This is a genomic window from Pseudoxanthomonas sp. GM95 (genome assembly GCF_900109775.1).
Taxonomy (GTDB): Bacteria; Pseudomonadota; Gammaproteobacteria; order Xanthomonadales; family Xanthomonadaceae; genus Pseudoxanthomonas_A.
Window position 1 is genome coordinate 853,193 of record NZ_FOAX01000002.1, and the last position, 13,409, is coordinate 866,601.

18 protein-coding genes are annotated in these 13,409 nt (G+C 67.5%); 15 read left to right on the forward strand and 3 right to left on the reverse strand.

Annotated elements, in window-relative coordinates; translation table 11 throughout:
• The first annotated feature begins 38 nt into the window (after positions 1-38).
• The 3 genes from mazG to BMZ17_RS11785 all read left to right on the forward strand — a co-directional run bounded on the left by mazG (position 39) and on the right by BMZ17_RS11785 (position 1,561).
• Positions 39-863, forward strand: a complete 825-nt coding sequence (gene mazG / locus BMZ17_RS11775) for a nucleoside triphosphate pyrophosphohydrolase (protein ID WP_093138761.1) — start codon at positions 39-41, stop codon at positions 861-863.
• On the forward strand, positions 860-1,183 hold the full coding sequence (locus BMZ17_RS11780; RefSeq protein ID WP_093138762.1) for a YnfA family protein: 324 nt from the start codon (positions 860-862) through the stop codon (positions 1,181-1,183). The genes mazG and BMZ17_RS11780 overlap by 4 nt, the downstream gene beginning before the upstream one ends.
• Positions 1,184-1,258: 75 nt before the next feature.
• Positions 1,259-1,561: an Mpo1-like protein gene (locus BMZ17_RS11785; RefSeq protein ID WP_093138763.1), complete on the forward strand. Its 303-nt coding sequence runs from the start codon at positions 1,259-1,261 to the stop codon at positions 1,559-1,561.
• A gap of 8 nt (positions 1,562-1,569) precedes the next feature.
• On the opposite strand, the gene BMZ17_RS11790 is transcribed toward BMZ17_RS11785, so the two are convergent.
• Entirely contained in the window at positions 1,570-1,929 is a 360-nt protein-coding gene (locus BMZ17_RS11790; protein ID WP_093139676.1) for a DMT family protein, read from the reverse strand.
• Positions 1,930-2,115: 186 nt separating this feature from the next.
• Here BMZ17_RS11790 and BMZ17_RS11795 point away from each other — a divergent pair, with 186 nt between their 5' ends.
• The 3 genes from BMZ17_RS11795 to BMZ17_RS11805 all read left to right on the forward strand — a co-directional run bounded on the left by BMZ17_RS11795 (position 2,116) and on the right by BMZ17_RS11805 (position 5,147).
• Positions 2,116-2,817, forward strand: coding sequence for a response regulator transcription factor (locus BMZ17_RS11795; RefSeq protein ID WP_014159900.1), 702 nt, complete (start codon positions 2,116-2,118; stop codon positions 2,815-2,817).
• A gap of 62 nt (positions 2,818-2,879) precedes the next feature.
• Positions 2,880-4,145 carry a sensor histidine kinase gene (locus tag BMZ17_RS11800; protein WP_093138764.1) on the forward strand — a complete coding sequence of 422 codons (1,266 nt, stop codon included), beginning with the start codon at positions 2,880-2,882 and terminating at the stop codon, positions 4,143-4,145.
• A gap of 63 nt (positions 4,146-4,208) precedes the next feature.
• On the forward strand, positions 4,209-5,147 hold the full coding sequence (locus tag BMZ17_RS11805) for an isoaspartyl peptidase/L-asparaginase family protein (protein WP_093138765.1): 939 nt from the start codon (positions 4,209-4,211) through the stop codon (positions 5,145-5,147).
• A gap of 12 nt (positions 5,148-5,159) precedes the next feature.
• On the opposite strand, the gene BMZ17_RS11810 is transcribed toward BMZ17_RS11805, so the two are convergent.
• Positions 5,160-5,738, reverse strand: a complete 579-nt coding sequence (locus tag BMZ17_RS11810) for an SGNH/GDSL hydrolase family protein (RefSeq protein WP_254775325.1) — start codon at positions 5,736-5,738, stop codon at positions 5,160-5,162.
• Between the two features lie 366 nt (positions 5,739-6,104).
• Between BMZ17_RS11810 and BMZ17_RS11815 the strand changes: the two genes are divergently transcribed.
• The 9 genes from BMZ17_RS11815 (at position 6,105) to BMZ17_RS11855 (ending at position 12,551) form a co-directional block, all read left to right on the forward strand.
• Positions 6,105-6,509: a diacylglycerol kinase gene (locus tag BMZ17_RS11815; RefSeq protein ID WP_093138766.1), complete on the forward strand. Its 405-nt coding sequence runs from the start codon at positions 6,105-6,107 to the stop codon at positions 6,507-6,509.
• 14 nt (positions 6,510-6,523) lie between these two features.
• Positions 6,524-7,273: a TerC family protein gene (locus BMZ17_RS11820; protein ID WP_093138767.1), complete on the forward strand. Its 750-nt coding sequence runs from the start codon at positions 6,524-6,526 to the stop codon at positions 7,271-7,273.
• Between the two features lie 108 nt (positions 7,274-7,381).
• The gene (locus BMZ17_RS11825) at positions 7,382-8,023 is read left to right on the forward strand and encodes a LemA family protein (protein WP_093138768.1); all 642 of its coding nucleotides are present in this window, start codon (positions 7,382-7,384) and stop codon (positions 8,021-8,023) included.
• Positions 8,024-8,042: 19 nt separating this feature from the next.
• Positions 8,043-8,948 carry a TPM domain-containing protein gene (locus BMZ17_RS11830; RefSeq protein WP_093138769.1) on the forward strand — a complete coding sequence of 302 codons (906 nt, stop codon included), beginning with the start codon at positions 8,043-8,045 and terminating at the stop codon, positions 8,946-8,948.
• Positions 8,948-9,439 (forward strand): TPM domain-containing protein, encoded by a 492-nt coding sequence (locus BMZ17_RS11835; RefSeq protein ID WP_093138770.1) that lies wholly within the window; start codon positions 8,948-8,950, stop codon positions 9,437-9,439. The genes BMZ17_RS11830 and BMZ17_RS11835 overlap by 1 nt, the downstream gene beginning before the upstream one ends.
• A gap of 235 nt (positions 9,440-9,674) precedes the next feature.
• The gene (locus tag BMZ17_RS11840) at positions 9,675-10,244 is read left to right on the forward strand and encodes a hypothetical protein (protein WP_139202904.1); all 570 of its coding nucleotides are present in this window, start codon (positions 9,675-9,677) and stop codon (positions 10,242-10,244) included.
• Positions 10,245-10,356: 112 nt separating this feature from the next.
• Positions 10,357-11,256, forward strand: coding sequence for a prolipoprotein diacylglyceryl transferase (gene lgt / locus BMZ17_RS11845; protein WP_093138772.1), 900 nt, complete (start codon positions 10,357-10,359; stop codon positions 11,254-11,256).
• Positions 11,256-12,050, forward strand: coding sequence for a thymidylate synthase (locus tag BMZ17_RS11850; RefSeq protein ID WP_093139682.1), 795 nt, complete (start codon positions 11,256-11,258; stop codon positions 12,048-12,050). The genes lgt and BMZ17_RS11850 overlap by 1 nt, the downstream gene beginning before the upstream one ends.
• 3 nt (positions 12,051-12,053) lie before the next feature.
• On the forward strand, positions 12,054-12,551 hold the full coding sequence (locus BMZ17_RS11855) for a dihydrofolate reductase (protein WP_093138773.1): 498 nt from the start codon (positions 12,054-12,056) through the stop codon (positions 12,549-12,551).
• Here the strand turns inward: BMZ17_RS11855 and BMZ17_RS11860 are convergent, their stop codons facing one another.
• The gene (locus BMZ17_RS11860) at positions 12,552-13,409 is read right to left on the reverse strand and encodes a symmetrical bis(5'-nucleosyl)-tetraphosphatase (protein WP_093138774.1); all 858 of its coding nucleotides are present in this window, start codon (positions 13,407-13,409) and stop codon (positions 12,552-12,554) included.

Sequence of the window (13,409 nt, forward strand, 5' to 3'; positions counted from 1 at the left end):
CCCGTTCGATTCTCCCCACATCGCAACGAGGTGACGCAATGACCGCGCCCGGCACGGACATCGAGCGCCTGCTCTCCATCATGGCGCAGCTGCGCAATCCCGACGGCGGTTGCCCGTGGGACCTGGAGCAGGACTTCTCCACCATCGCGCCGTACACGATCGAAGAAGCCTACGAGGTTGCCGACGCGATCGACCGCGGCGACCTGGACGATCTCAAGGACGAGCTGGGCGACCTGCTGCTGCAGGTGGTGTTCCATGCGCAGATGGCCTCGGAACAGGGCGCGTTTGGATTCGATGACGTGGTCGGCGCGATCAGCGACAAGCTGGTGCGGCGCCATCCGCACGTGTTCGCCCAGGCGCAGGCCGACGATGCCGACGCGGTGGTGCAGAACTGGGATGCGATCAAGCGCCAGGAGCGCGCCGACAAGGGCCACACCGATCTTTCCGCATTGGCCGGGATCTCGCGCGGCATGCCCGAGTGGCAGCGCGCGGCCAAGCTGCAGTCGCGCGCGGCCAAGACCGGCTTCGACTGGCCCGGCCCTGCGCCGGTGATCGCCAAGCTGCACGAGGAAATCGCCGAGGTCGAGGTCGAACTGGCCCGCGCCGAAGAAGATCCGCTGCGTGCGGCGCGCCTGCAGGATGAGATCGGCGACCTGTTGTTCGTCTGCCTCAACCTGGCGCGCAAGGCGCAGGTCGATGCCGGCAGCGCGTTGCGCCACGCCAATGCGAAGTTCGAGCGCCGCTTCCGCGCGATGGAAGCGCTGGCCGAGGACGGCGGCACCACGATGCGCGCGCTGGACCTGGATGCGCAGGAAGCGCTGTGGGCACGGGCCAAGCAGGCCGAGCGCGACGGCGCGGCATGACCACGCTGCTGCTGTTCCTGGCCACGGCGCTGGCTGAGATCACCGGCTGCTACCTGCCGTGGCTGTGGCTGCGCCGCGACGGCAGCCCGTGGCTGCTGCTGCCGGCCGCGGCCAGCCTGGCGCTGTTCGCCTGGCTGCTGACCCTGCATCCGGCGGCCTCGGGCCGGGTCTACGCTGCCTATGGCGGCGTCTACATCGCGGTGGCGCTGGGCTGGCTGTGGGCGGTCGACGGCGTGCGGCCCACGCGCTGGGACCTGCTGGGCGCGGGCCTGTGCCTGTGCGGCATGGCGGTCATCATGTTCGCTCCGCGCGGTAGCTGAAAACCTCCGCAGCGCAGCGTGACGGCCTGCGCGAGGCGGCAGGACACTGCATCACCGCCGCCTCCGGTGCCTGTCATGCGCCGCTACGCCAGCTTCCGCCAGTTCTATCCGTTCTACCTGAGCGAACACTGCCACCGCACCTCGCGACGCCTGCATTTCCTGGGCAGCTGCGGCGTGCTGTGCCTGCTCGCAGCCGCGCTCTGGACCGGCCGCTGGGGCTTTGCCATCGCCGCGCTGGTCTGTGGCTATGGGTGTGCGTGGATCGGGCATTTCTTCTTCGAGAAGAATCGCCCGGCCACCTTCAGGCATCCGCTGTATTCGTTGATGGGCGATTGGGTGATGTTTGTCGACATCCTGCGCGGCCGCGTGCGGATCTGACGCGACCTTCAGCCTGCGGGCTTGGCGCCAGGCTCGTAGAACATCAGAAACGACGCGCCCACGATCAGCGCGAAGGCAGCGTAGTGGTTCCACTTGAGCGGCTGGCCCAGGAACCACGCGCTGAACCCGGCAAAGATCACCAGCGTGATCACTTCCTGGATCGTCTTGAGCTGCACCACCGAGTACACCGCGCTGCCCATGCGGTTGGCCGGCACCTGCAGGCTGTATTCGAAGAAGGCGATGCCCCAGCTGGCCAGGATGGTGATCAACAGCGGCGCGGTCTTGTGCTTGAGGTGTCCGTACCAGGCGAAGGTCATGAAGATGTTGGAACCCACCAGCATCAGGATGGGCAGGACACGGTCGAGCATGGCGCGCACTCGCGGGAGAAGAAGGCGCGAGTCTAGGCAGGGCAATGCCGGAATGGCGTGCAGAACCCAGTGCTGACGGCGGTCTCCGAATCAACGTGCATGTATCCCGCAGCCTTCACGCCTCGTGCACTGCACGGCCGATAGCTTCACAAACCTGAAGTTTTAGGCCTTTCGGAGAGCAACAACATGCGGCATGCACAGGAAACCTCGGGGCTGGTGCTGGTAGTCGAAGACAACCGCAACATCTCGGAAATGATCGGCGAATACCTGGAAGGCAAGGGGTTCGAGGTCGATTACGCCTCTGACGGCCTGGACGGCTATCGCCTGGCGACGGAAAACAGCTACGACGTGCTGGTGCTGGACCTGATGCTGCCGCGCATGGACGGCCTGGAAGTCTGCCGCCGCCTGCGCAGCGAGGCGCGCAAGTCCACGCCGGTGCTGATGCTGACCGCCCGCGACACGCTGGACGACAAGCTCAGCGGCCTGGGTACCGGCGCCGATGACTACCTCACCAAACCGTTCGCGATCCAGGAACTGGAAGCCCGCCTGCGCGCCCTGATCCGCCGCGAGCGTCGCCAGGTGGGTTCGGAAGTGCTCAAGGTCGCCGACCTGGTGCTGGACCCGGTGAGCATGCGCGTCACCCGCGGCGGCACCGAGCTGATGCTCTCGCCGATCGGCCTGCGCCTGTTGACCATCCTGATGCGCGAATCGCCGCGCGTGGTGACCCGCCAGGAAATCGAACGCGAGATCTGGGGCAATGGCCTGCCGGATTCGGACACGCTGCGTAGCCATCTGTACAACCTGCGCAAGGTGATCGACAAACCGTTCGACAAGCCGCTGCTGCACACCGTGCAGAGCGCCGGCTATCGCGTTGCCGACATCGCCTGATGACCCTGCGCGTGCGCCTTCTGGCGCGCGCGTAGCGTCATCGCAAGCCTCCTGACGTCGCCGTGCCGCACGGGCTGCCCAGCAATATCCGCGTTGCCTTCATCCTGAGAGTGGCCTTGGCCAGTCTCGCGGTGATCGCGACGGTCCTGATCGTGTCCGCGGTGATCAAGCACAGCCTGGTGCAGACCATGCTGACCGAGGAAGCGGCCCACTACTGGGATCTCTACGCGACCTCACCCGCACAGCCACCGCCGAACACGCATGACCTGCGCGGTTACCTGGTGCCGCGCGGCGAGTCCGAGCTGAGCCTGCCAGAAGAGCTGCGCGGCTTGCCGCCGGGCACCCACACGGTGGGCCGCGAACAGGTCCTGGTCGATGACCGCGCGGCTGGCCGGTTGTATCTGGTCTGGCTGGGAACGCAGGCCGAGCGCCTGTTTTTCTGGTCAGGTGCGCTGCCGCTGCTGTTGTGCCTGGCGGCGCTGTACGGCGCTTCGTACATCACCTATCGCTTCTTCCACCGGCTGGTCTCGCCGGTGTCGTGGCTGGCGCGCCAGGTCGCGCAGTGGGATCCGCGTGAGCCCGATACCTCGGCCCTGGCGCCCGATCGACTGCCCAAGGACGTGCAGGGCGAAGCCCGCCAGCTGGCCGAGGCGCTGCACGGGCTGTCGCAGCGCGTGGCCACGCAGGTGGCGCGCGAGCGCGACTTCACCCGGGACGCCAGCCATGAGCTGCGCACGCCATTGACCGTGATCCGCGTGGCCAGCGACATGGCCCTGGCCGGCGACCTGCCGCCGCGCGCGGTGCGTTCGCTACAGCGGATCCAGCGCTCCAGCCGCGAGATGGAAGCGGTGATCGACGCCTTCCTGATCCTGGCGCGCGAGGCCGATGTCGAGCCGCAGCGTGAGGCCTTCGACCTGGCTGAAATCGTGCTGGACGAGGCCGAAAGCGCACGCGACCTGCTGATCGGCAAGCCGGTCGACCTCAATGTGGTGTGCAACGCCAAGCCGCGCCTGCATGCGCCGCCGCGGGTGATGCATGTAGTGGTCAGCAACCTGCTGCGCAACGCCTGCAGCTACACGGACGAGGGGCGCATCCAGGTCACCGTCGACAGCGACCAGTTGGTGGTGCGCGACAGTGGCATCGGCATGAGCGACGACGCGATGCTGCGCGCATTCGAGCCGTTCTATCGCGCCGACGAGTCGCGCCAGCACAGCACCGGCCTGGGCCTGTCGATCGTCCATCGCCTGTGCCAGCGCTTCGGCTGGAAGGTCGAGCTGGAGAGCGTACTGGGCCAGGGCACGACCGCGACGGTGCGCTTCGCCCCCTAAGCGGTCCGCCGCACGAACTCGTTATGCTGCGCGCCTTGTTCGCCGCGCCTGTGATGTGTCCCGATGCCTGAATCCGTTGCTTCCTTTGTCCTGGCCATCCACGGTGGCGCCGGCGTGATCGAACGCGACCAGCTCTCGGCCGAAGACGCCGCGGCGATCCATGCGGATTTGCAGGCCGCGCTCGACGCGGGCGGAAAGGTCCTGGCGAATGGCGGCAGTGCGCTGGATGCGGTGCAGACGGCGGTGGTCGCGCTGGAAGAATCGCCGCGCTTCAACGCCGGCAAGGGCGCGGTCTATACCGCTGATGGCGCCCATGAACTGGACGCCTCGGTCATGGAAGGCCACACCCGTCGCGCGGGTGCGGTGGCCGGCGCGCGCACCGTGCGCAATCCGGTGGTCCTGGCGCGCGCGGTGATGGAACATTCCAGTCACGTCCTGCTGATGGGTGAGGGTGCCGAACGCTTCGCCGATACGCGCGAGGACATCGAACGCGTGGACAACGACTGGTTCGATACCGAGACCCGTCACGCGCAGCTGCGCCAGGAACAGTTGCGCGAACGCGAACAGGCCGCTTCGCTGAAGGGCGCCTACTTCGGCACCGTGGGCGCAGTCGCGCTGGATCTGCACGGCCATCTGGCCGCGGCGACGTCCACGGGCGGCATGACCAACAAGCGCTTTGGGCGGGTCGGCGATTCGCCGTTGATCGGCGCCGGCAACTGGGCCGATGAGCGCGTGGCCGTGTCGGGCACGGGTTGGGGCGAATTCTTCATCCGCTGTGCCGTGGCCCACGACATCGCCGCGCGCATGGCCTATGGCAGCGCCACGCTGGAGGCCGCAGCCGATGCGGTGGTGATGCAGGCCGTGCCGGCGCTGGGCGGCGACGGTGGCGCGATCGCGGTGGACGCGCAGGGCAACATCGCCCTGCCTTTCAACACTTCGGGCATGTACCGCGGCTGGATCGCCCGCGACGGCAGCCGCGGGACGGCGATTTTCAGGGATTGAAGCTCGTCTGGATCAAGGCGTCTTTGCGGTGACGTAGGGCGTCAGCAGCTTGGTCCACAGCGCATAGCCTTCCGGCTTCATGTGCAGCATGTCGGCTTCGAACAACTCGGGGCGCAGCTTTCCATCGCGGGTCAGCATCGGCGTGAACACGTCCACATAGTGCACGTCCTTCAGCTGCGCCGCGCGTTGCGCCACTTGAGCATTGACCTGCCTGATCTTCGGCAGGAGTTCGGCGCGCGATGGACTTGGCTTGATCGAGATGTAGACCACCGGCACACCGGGCAGGTCGCGTCGGATCCGGGTGATGAAGGCGAAGGTGTCATCCACCACCTGCTCCGCACTGCGGCCGCTGTTGAGGTCGTTGTCGCCGGCGTAGAAAACCACTTCGCGCGGCTGATAAGGCACGACGATCCGGTCGGCGTAGTAGGTGCTGTCACGCACTTCCGAGCCGCCGAAGCCCCGGTTGATCACCGCAGTGCCGGCAAAGTCCTGCGTCAGCGAAGTCCACTTGCGGATCGACGAGCTGCCGATGAACAACACCGCATGGTGCGGCGGCGCGTGCGCGGCATCCTGCGCGGCGAAATCGTCCATGTCCTTGGCCCATTGCGCGTTCGAAACCGCGCCACTGGCCACTTCCGGTGTGGGTGCAGGCGTGGCTGGCGGTGCCTGGGCGGCAGGAGGTGGTGGCGCGGAGACGGGCGCCTGCGCGCAGCTTGCGAGGCCGGCTGTCAACATCGTGGCGACCAACAGACGACGGATTTCCAGTCGCATTCCACACCTCCCAGTTTCGATTGCGGCGGTCAGTGAACCAGCCTGCGGCGCGAGGGGCAAGGCGGCGTCGATGGCGGTGTGTGGCAAAATCACGCCTCATCTGCTTGATCCGCATGCCCATGTCCCTCGATTTCTCCGTTTTCCCGGTCTGCCTGCCGGCGGCGCTGTACGCGTCCGGGCACTGACATGGCCGATACCTACGGTCATGCGCCGCGTGGGCCGGCGCGCCTGCTGAAGGCCGCCAAGTGGTCCTGGCAGGGGCTGTGCGCGGCATGGATGCATGAATCCTCCTTCCGCCTGGAGGTGGTGCTGTTCGTGGTCCTGGCGCCGATTGGCCTGTGGCTGGGCGCCGATGGCGTGCAGCGCGCGCTGCTGGTGGGCTCGCTGCTGCTGGTGCTGGGCGTGGAGCTGCTGAACTCGGCCGTGGAGGCCGTGATCGAGCGCTACGGCCCGGAATTCCACGAACTGGCCGGGCGCGCCAAGGACATGGGCTCGGCCGCGGTGCTGATGATGATGCTCAACGTGCTGTGCTGCTGGGGATTGATCCTGTGGCCGCGGCTGTACCTCTTCCTGTTTTCCCCTTCGCTCTAGGACTTTCCTCCCACATGCTTCTTGAACTGCTTACCGATCCCAACGCCTGGCTGACGCTGCTCACCCTGAGCACGCTGGAGATCGTGCTCGGCATCGACAACTTGGTGTTCATCTCCATCGCGGTCAGTCGCCTGCCCGAGTCGCGCCGTGCCGGCGCGCGCAAGCTGGGTATCGCGATGGCCTGCCTGACGCGCATCGCGCTGCTGGTGTCGCTGGCCTACCTGTCGCGGATGAGCAACGACCTGTTCACCGTGGCCGGCATGGGCATCTCCATCCGCGACCTGATCCTGATCGTGGGCGGTGTGTTCCTGGTGGTGAAGGGCATCATGGAGATCAAGGAGCTAGTCACCGGCGGCGAGGATGAGGATCCCACCACGACCAAGGTGTCCTCGGTGTTCGGCCTGGTGATCCTGCAGATCGCGATCATCGACATCGTGTTCTCGCTGGATTCGGTGATCACGGCGGTGGGTTTCGCCAAGGACATCCCGATCATGGTCGCGGCGATCCTGCTGTCGGTCGCGGTGATGCTGCTGGCCGCCAACCCGCTGGGCCGCTTCATTGATGCCAACCCGACGGTCAAGATGCTGGCGCTGGCCTTCATCGTGCTGGTCGGCGTGGTGCTGGTGCTTGATGGCCTGGATGTCCACGTGCCCAAGGCCTACGTGTACTTCGCGATGGGCTTCTCGGCGCTGGTCGAAGCGCTCAATCTGTTCATGCGCCGCGGCGCCGTACAGCACCAAGTCAAGGGCGCCGGCGAGTTCTGAGGACTGCAACGGCGTCTTAATGCACGCCTGTTCATAGTGCGCGCAACCCGCGGCCGCCTTCGGGCGGCCGTTCTACTTCCACGCACCGGTTTTAGGAGACTGCACGCCATGCGCAACCTCATCCGTTCGTCGTTGTTGCTTGCGGCCTTCGCCCTGCTAGCCGGCTGCGGCTACAACACCATCCAGCAGAAGGATCAGGCGGTGAAGGCCGGCTGGTCCGAGGTCCTCAACCAGTACCAGCGTCGTTCCGACCTGATCCCGAACCTGGTCCGCACCGTGCAGGGCTACGCCCAGCAGGAGCGCCAGGTGCTGACCGAGGTCACCAATGCGCGGGCCAAGGTCGGCCAGGTCCAGGTCAACGCCGATGACGCCGCCTCGCTGCAGCAGTTCTCGCAGGCGCAGGGCGAGCTGGGCAGCGCGCTGAGCCGCCTGCTGGTGGTCAGCGAGAACTATCCGACCCTGAAGTCCGACCAGAACTTCCGCGATCTGCAGGCCCAGCTGGAAGGCACCGAAAACCGCATCACCGTCGCCCGCGGCCGCTACATCCAGTCGGTGCAGGACTACAACACCTACATCAGCCAGCTACCGCAGGCGCTGACCGCCAAGGTCACCGGTGCCAAGGAGAAGCCGAACTTCTCTGTCGCCAACGAAGCGCAGATCTCGCAGGCGCCGACCGTGGATTTCAGCCAGCCGCCGCCGTCGGCACCGGCCCAGCCGCAGACCCCGCCGGCTTCGACTCCCGCGCAGTAAGCGCGACGGCTACGCCGCGATGAGCCCCCTGCTGCGCCGCTGCGCGCTGCTGCTATGCCTGTTGGCGCTGCCAGCGTGGGCGCAGGACGTGGCGATCCCGGCGCTGGATGCGCCGGTGATCGACACCACCGGCACGCTCGATGCCGGCCAGACGGCGCAGCTGCGCCAGCAGGCGCTGGACCTGCAGCAGCGCAAGGGCGCCCAGCTGCAGATCCTCATGCTGCCCAGCACCCAGCCCGAGACCATTGAGCAGTACACCCAGCGCGTGTTCGACCAGTGGAAACTGGGCCGCAAGGGCGTGGACGACGCGGTGCTGATCGTGGTGGCCAAGGAGGATCGCCGGGTGCGCATCCAGCCGGGGTACGGCCTGGAAGGCGCGATCCCCGATGCGGTGGCCAACCGCGTCATCCAGGAATACATGGCGCCGCACTTTCGCCAGAACGATTACGGCGGCGGCCTGGTGGATGCCACTGCGGTACTGGTGAAGCTGGTCGACGGCGAAGTGCTGCCCGCGCCGCAGAGCGCGCACCCGCCCGAGCGCCGACAGGGCGGTGGCTGGATCTTCGGCCTGATCGCCGGCCTGTTCGCCGCCAGTTTCGCCCGAGGCGTGCTGGGCGGCCTGCCCAAGCCGATCCGCGCCGTGCTTGGCGGTGTCGCCGGCGGCGCGGTGGCGTGGCTGTTTTCCTCGCTGCTGCTGGTGGGCGGCCTGGCCGGTTTCGTCGGTCTGCTGATGGGCCTGTTCGGCGGCTCGGGCGGGCGTTTTGCGGGCCCGGGTGGGTTTGGCGGCTGGGGCGGCGGCGGTTTCGGCGGCGGCAGCTGGGGCGGTGGTGGATTCGGTGGAGGCGGAGGCTTCGGCGGCGGAGGTGGCGGCTGGGGCGGCGGCGGTGGATCTTCGGGAGGCGGTGGCGCCTCGGGGAGCTGGTGATGCGTTGGTTCCGCCATCTGTTCGCGCCCTCGGCACACCGGCTGTTTCCGCCGGAGAGCCTGCAGCGCATCGCCGCGGCCATCGCCGAGGGCGAGCGGCTGCATAGCGGCGAGGTGATGTTCGCGGTCGAGCCGGGCCTGGAGCTGGGCGCGCTGCGCCAGGGTGTGGACGCGCGACGGGCGGCGCAGGCGGCGTTCGCCCGGTTGCGGACCTGGGACACGGCGGCCAACAACGGTGTGCTGATCTATCTGCTGCTGGCCGACCACCGGATCGAAATCGTGGCCGATCGTGGCCTGGAAGGTCAGGTCCTGCCCCAGGAATGGCAGTCGGTCTGCGCCCAGATCGAGTCCGGCATGCGCGAGGGCCGGTTTGAGGCGGCGGTGATCGCCGGCGTCCGCGCCGCCTCGGCACTGCTGGCGCGTGCGTTTCCCGCCACGCCCGGCGATGCCGGCGAGAACGAACTGCCGGATCTCCCCCACATCTTGGGCTGAGCCCAGCGCAAGCGCCGTCTGGGATGTGACTTCAATCCCAGGAACGGCCACGGACAGGTGGTCTTCATCACACACTCTTCACGGTGTTGCCGCGCTGCGGCATGATCGGAGTTGCGTCCTCGAAGCTCGTCGGCACGGTTCGTGCAGACACGGGACGAGGCGCGGTTTCCGCGCCCAGCCTCGCACCGCCCGCCGGCAGGTGCCGTCTTCCGCGCAGCGCCAGGATTTCTCCGCCATGCATCCCGCCATCGCAGACACGCTGTCCCGCCTGCCCAAGCTCTACGACGACGCGCTGCGCCCGCGTAACGGCGAAATGGCCATTGCCGTTGCCGCCTCCAGCGCCCTGGTCGCTGCCGGCTGCAATTCGCTGGCGGCCTTCGCGCTGGTGCTGACCTGGTTCGAATACCTCTGCCACCAGCGCTGGAGCTTCCCCGGCGAGAACACCCGCGCCACCCTGGCCCGCGCGCTGGCCTGCGTGGCCTTCGCCTGGCTGAGCACCGCGCATGGCGTGGGCGACGCGGCCTGGGGCCTGGGCGCCTTCATCCTGGTGCAGACGGTGCTGGCCTTACGCGGCTCGCTGAAGCTGCGTGCGGCCTTCCTGCGTGATGTCGCCCAGGCCAGCCCGGCCGTGCCGGCGCACGAGCTGCTGCTGGCCTGCCGCCACGACCGCGCCCTGGTCGAGTCCTGGCTGGGTGGCGAAGACCACCTGGCCGACCAGGCCCGCGCCGCCCTGCAGGCGGCCGGCTTGCGCCTGTTCCGCCTGCGTTCGCCCGCGGCTGCGGTGGGCGAGGGCTCGGCGCCGTAAGGTTTCCGGCGCCTGCCGGGCGTCCGGCACGTCGCAGCGTTGCGGTGCCGATCATGCGGCGCGCGCCTGCGTGCGGCAGAATGGCGGCTGCTTTCGCCGCAAGTTTTGACGCATGATCTTCCTGCACCAGTTCGACCCCATCGCCTTCTCGATCGGCCCGGTCGATGTGCACTGGTACGGCATCGCCTACGCGCTGTCCTTCTTCGCCGCCTGGTTCCTGGGCCGCAGCCGGATCCTGGCCGGGCGCCTGCCGGGCGTGAACCTGGAGCATTTCTCCGACCTGGCCTTCTACGCGATGCTGGGCGTGGTCCTGGGCGGACGCCTGGGCTACATCCTGTTCTACGACCTGCCGGTGTACCTGGACAGCCCGCTGAAGGTGTTCAAGGTGTGGGAAGGCGGCATGAGCTTCCACGGCGGCCTGCTGGGCGTGCTGTTCGCCGCGTGGCTGTGGTCGCGCAAGCACCGCCTGCACTTTTTCGACACGATGGATTTCCTGGCGCCGCTGGTGCCGACCGGGCTGGGCCTGGGCCGGCTGGCCAACTTCGTCAACGGCGAGCTGTGGGGCAAGTTCACCGGCAGCAACTGGGGCGTGATCTTCCCCAGCACCGACTCGGCCGTGAGCAGCCTGCACCTGGACCAGGCGCAGCTGCAGGCGCAGTACGCCGCTGGCGCGCTGAACCAGTACGCGCGCCATCCCTCGCAGCTGTACGAAGCGCTGCTGGAGGGCGTGGTGATGTTCCTGGCGCTGTGGGTGTTCTCGATGAAGCCGCGCGCGCGCTACGCCGTCTCGGGCCTGTTCGCGCTGCTCTACGGCCTGTCGCGTTTCCTGGTCGAACTGGTGCGCGTGCCTGACGCGCAGCTGGGCTACCTCGCCTTTGGCTGGGTGACGATGGGCCAGGTGCTGAGCCTGCCGCTGATCGCCTTGGGCCTGTTCCTGCTGTGGCGCTCGCGCCGCGCGCCTACTTTGCAGCCGGTGCCGCCGGCCGCCACCACGCCTGCCGGAGCCCACTGATGCGCCAGTACCTGGAGTTGCTGCAGCACGTGCTGGACCACGGCGCCGAGAAATCCGACCGCACCGGCACCGGCACGCGCAGCGTGTTCGGCTGGCAGATGCGCTTCGATTTGAATGAAGGCTTCCCGCTGGTCACGACCAAGAAGCTGCACCTGCGCTCGATCATCCATGAGCTGCTGTGGTTCCTGAAGGGCGAGACCAACATCGCCTATCTCAAGGACAACAAGGTCAGCATCTGGGATGAGTGGGCCGACGAACACGGCGAACTCGGCCCGGTCTACGGCAAGCAGTGGCGCAGCTGGGAAGGCGCCAACGGCCAGACCATCGACCAGATGCAGTGGCTGGTGGACGAGATCAAGCGCAACCCGGATTCGCGCCGGCTGGTGATCAGCGCCTGGAACGTGGCCGAGCTGCCGCAGATGGCGCTGATGCCGTGCCACAGCCTGTTCCAGTTCTACGTGGTGGACGGCAAGCTCAGCTGCCAGCTCTACCAGCGCAGCGGCGACATCTTCCTGGGCGTGCCGTTCAACATCGCCAGCTACGCGCTGCTGACCCATATGGTCGCGCAGGCGACCGGTTTGGGCGTGGGCGATTTCGTGCATACGCTGGGCGATGCGCACCTGTATTCGAACCACTTCGAACAGGCCCGCGAGCAGCTCTCACGCACGCCGCGCGCGCTGCCCAGGCTGCATCTCAATCCTGATGTGACCGACCTGTTCGGCTTCACCTTCGACGACATCGAGATTCACGGCTACGACCCCGCGCCGGCGATCAAGGCGCCGGTGGCGGTCTGATCGGTGCGGCTTTCGCTGATCGCGGCGCTGGACCGCAACTTCGCCATCGGCCGCGACAACGACCTGCCGTGGCGGCTGCCCGATGACCTCAAGCGCTTCAAGGCACTGACCCTGGGCAAGCCTGTGCTGATGGGACGCAAGACCGCGCAATCGCTGGGCCGCGCGCTGCCGGGCCGTTTGAACCTGGTGCTGACCCGCAGCGGCGTGGTGCCGTTCGAGGGCATGGTCGCGGTGTCGTCCCTCGACGACGCACGGCAGCAGGCCGAGGCGCAGGGCGCCGACGAACTGTGCGTGATCGGCGGCGGTGAGATCTATGCGCTGCTGCTGGCGCAGGCCGACGTGCTGCATCTGACCCACGTCGACATCGAAGTTGCCGATGCGGATGCGTTCTTCCCGCGCTTCAACGCGGATGCGTGGCAGGTGGCCGCACGCGAAACGCACCCGGCCGATGCGAAACACGCGGTCGCATTCGACTTCGTGGATTACGCCCGCAGGCGTTGATCAGGCGCGGCGCTGGGTCTGCGAGGCGGCGATCGCCTCGGCATCGCGGCCCGGGACCTGCACCAGCCGCAGCTCATCGGTATCGAGCTGGAGCGCGGTGAGCTTGCCGCCCCACACCGCACCGGTATCGATCGCATGCACGCCGTGGCCGATCATCAGGCCCAGCGTGGACCAGTGGCCACAGACGATCTTGAGCTCGCGCATTTCGCGGCCCGGTACGTCGAACCACGGGTAGATGCCCTGCTGCTGGGTGCCCGGCGTGCCTTTTTCTTCCATCGCGATGCGGCCGCGCGGCGTGCAGTAGCGCATGCGCGTGAGCACGTTGATGATCGCGCGCCAGCGGTCCGGGCCGTTGAGGCCGGTGGACCAGTTGGGCTTGTCGCCGTACATGCTACGCATGAGCTTGGCGAAATGCGGGCCGCGCAGTTGGGTTTCCACCTCGCGCGCATAGCTTTCGGCCAGGGTGCAGGTCCAGCGCGGGGCCAGGCCGGCGTGCAGCATCATCCAGCCGAGGTCGCGATCCACGTGCACCAGTTCGCGATGGCGCAGCCATTCCAGCAGCGTGTCGCGATCGTGTGCCTGCACGATCCGGCCCAGGTCCGGGTTGACCTTGCGCTGTTCGGCCTCGGTGCGTGCACCGATCGCCAGCAGCGACAGGTCATGATTCCCCAGCACCACTTCGCAGGAGTCGCGCAGGGAGTGGACCAGGCGCAGGGTTTCCAGCGACTGGCCGCCGCGGTTGACCAGGTCGCCGCAGAACCAGACGCGGTCACGCGCCGGGTCGAACTTCAGTTTTTCCAGCAGCCGTGCGGTGGCGTCGTAACAGCCCTGCAGGTCGCCAATGGCCCAGACCGCCAT

Excerpts from the sequence above, each read along its gene's own strand:
- BMZ17_RS11815 (WP_093138766.1), top strand. The coding sequence starts at position 6,105 with ATGGCCGATACCTACGGTCATGCGCCGCGTGGGCCGGCGCGCCTGCTG.
- BMZ17_RS11805 (WP_093138765.1), top strand. The coding sequence starts at position 4,209 with ATGCCTGAATCCGTTGCTTCCTTTGTCCTGGCCATCCACGGTGGCGCC.
- BMZ17_RS11840 (WP_139202904.1), top strand. The coding sequence starts at position 9,675 with ATGCATCCCGCCATCGCAGACACGCTGTCCCGCCTGCCCAAGCTCTAC.
- lgt (WP_093138772.1), top strand. The coding sequence starts at position 10,357 with ATGATCTTCCTGCACCAGTTCGACCCCATCGCCTTCTCGATCGGCCCG.
- BMZ17_RS11835 (WP_093138770.1), top strand. The coding sequence starts at position 8,948 with ATGCGTTGGTTCCGCCATCTGTTCGCGCCCTCGGCACACCGGCTGTTT.
- BMZ17_RS11795 (WP_014159900.1), top strand. The coding sequence starts at position 2,116 with ATGCGGCATGCACAGGAAACCTCGGGGCTGGTGCTGGTAGTCGAAGAC.
- BMZ17_RS11825 (WP_093138768.1), top strand. The coding sequence starts at position 7,382 with ATGCGCAACCTCATCCGTTCGTCGTTGTTGCTTGCGGCCTTCGCCCTG.
- BMZ17_RS11790 (WP_093139676.1), bottom strand. The coding sequence starts at position 1,929 with ATGCTCGACCGTGTCCTGCCCATCCTGATGCTGGTGGGTTCCAACATC.
- BMZ17_RS11780 (WP_093138762.1), top strand. The coding sequence starts at position 860 with ATGACCACGCTGCTGCTGTTCCTGGCCACGGCGCTGGCTGAGATCACC.
- BMZ17_RS11830 (WP_093138769.1), top strand. The coding sequence starts at position 8,043 with ATGAGCCCCCTGCTGCGCCGCTGCGCGCTGCTGCTATGCCTGTTGGCG.
- BMZ17_RS11785 (WP_093138763.1), top strand. The coding sequence starts at position 1,259 with ATGCGCCGCTACGCCAGCTTCCGCCAGTTCTATCCGTTCTACCTGAGC.
- mazG (WP_093138761.1), top strand. The coding sequence starts at position 39 with ATGACCGCGCCCGGCACGGACATCGAGCGCCTGCTCTCCATCATGGCG.
- BMZ17_RS11860 (WP_093138774.1), bottom strand. The coding sequence starts at position 13,409 with ATGGCGGTCTGGGCCATTGGCGACCTGCAGGGCTGTTACGACGCCACC.
- BMZ17_RS11820 (WP_093138767.1), top strand. The coding sequence starts at position 6,524 with ATGCTTCTTGAACTGCTTACCGATCCCAACGCCTGGCTGACGCTGCTC.
- BMZ17_RS11810 (WP_254775325.1), bottom strand. The coding sequence starts at position 5,738 with ATGGACGATTTCGCCGCGCAGGATGCCGCGCACGCGCCGCCGCACCAT.
- BMZ17_RS11850 (WP_093139682.1), top strand. The coding sequence starts at position 11,256 with ATGCGCCAGTACCTGGAGTTGCTGCAGCACGTGCTGGACCACGGCGCC.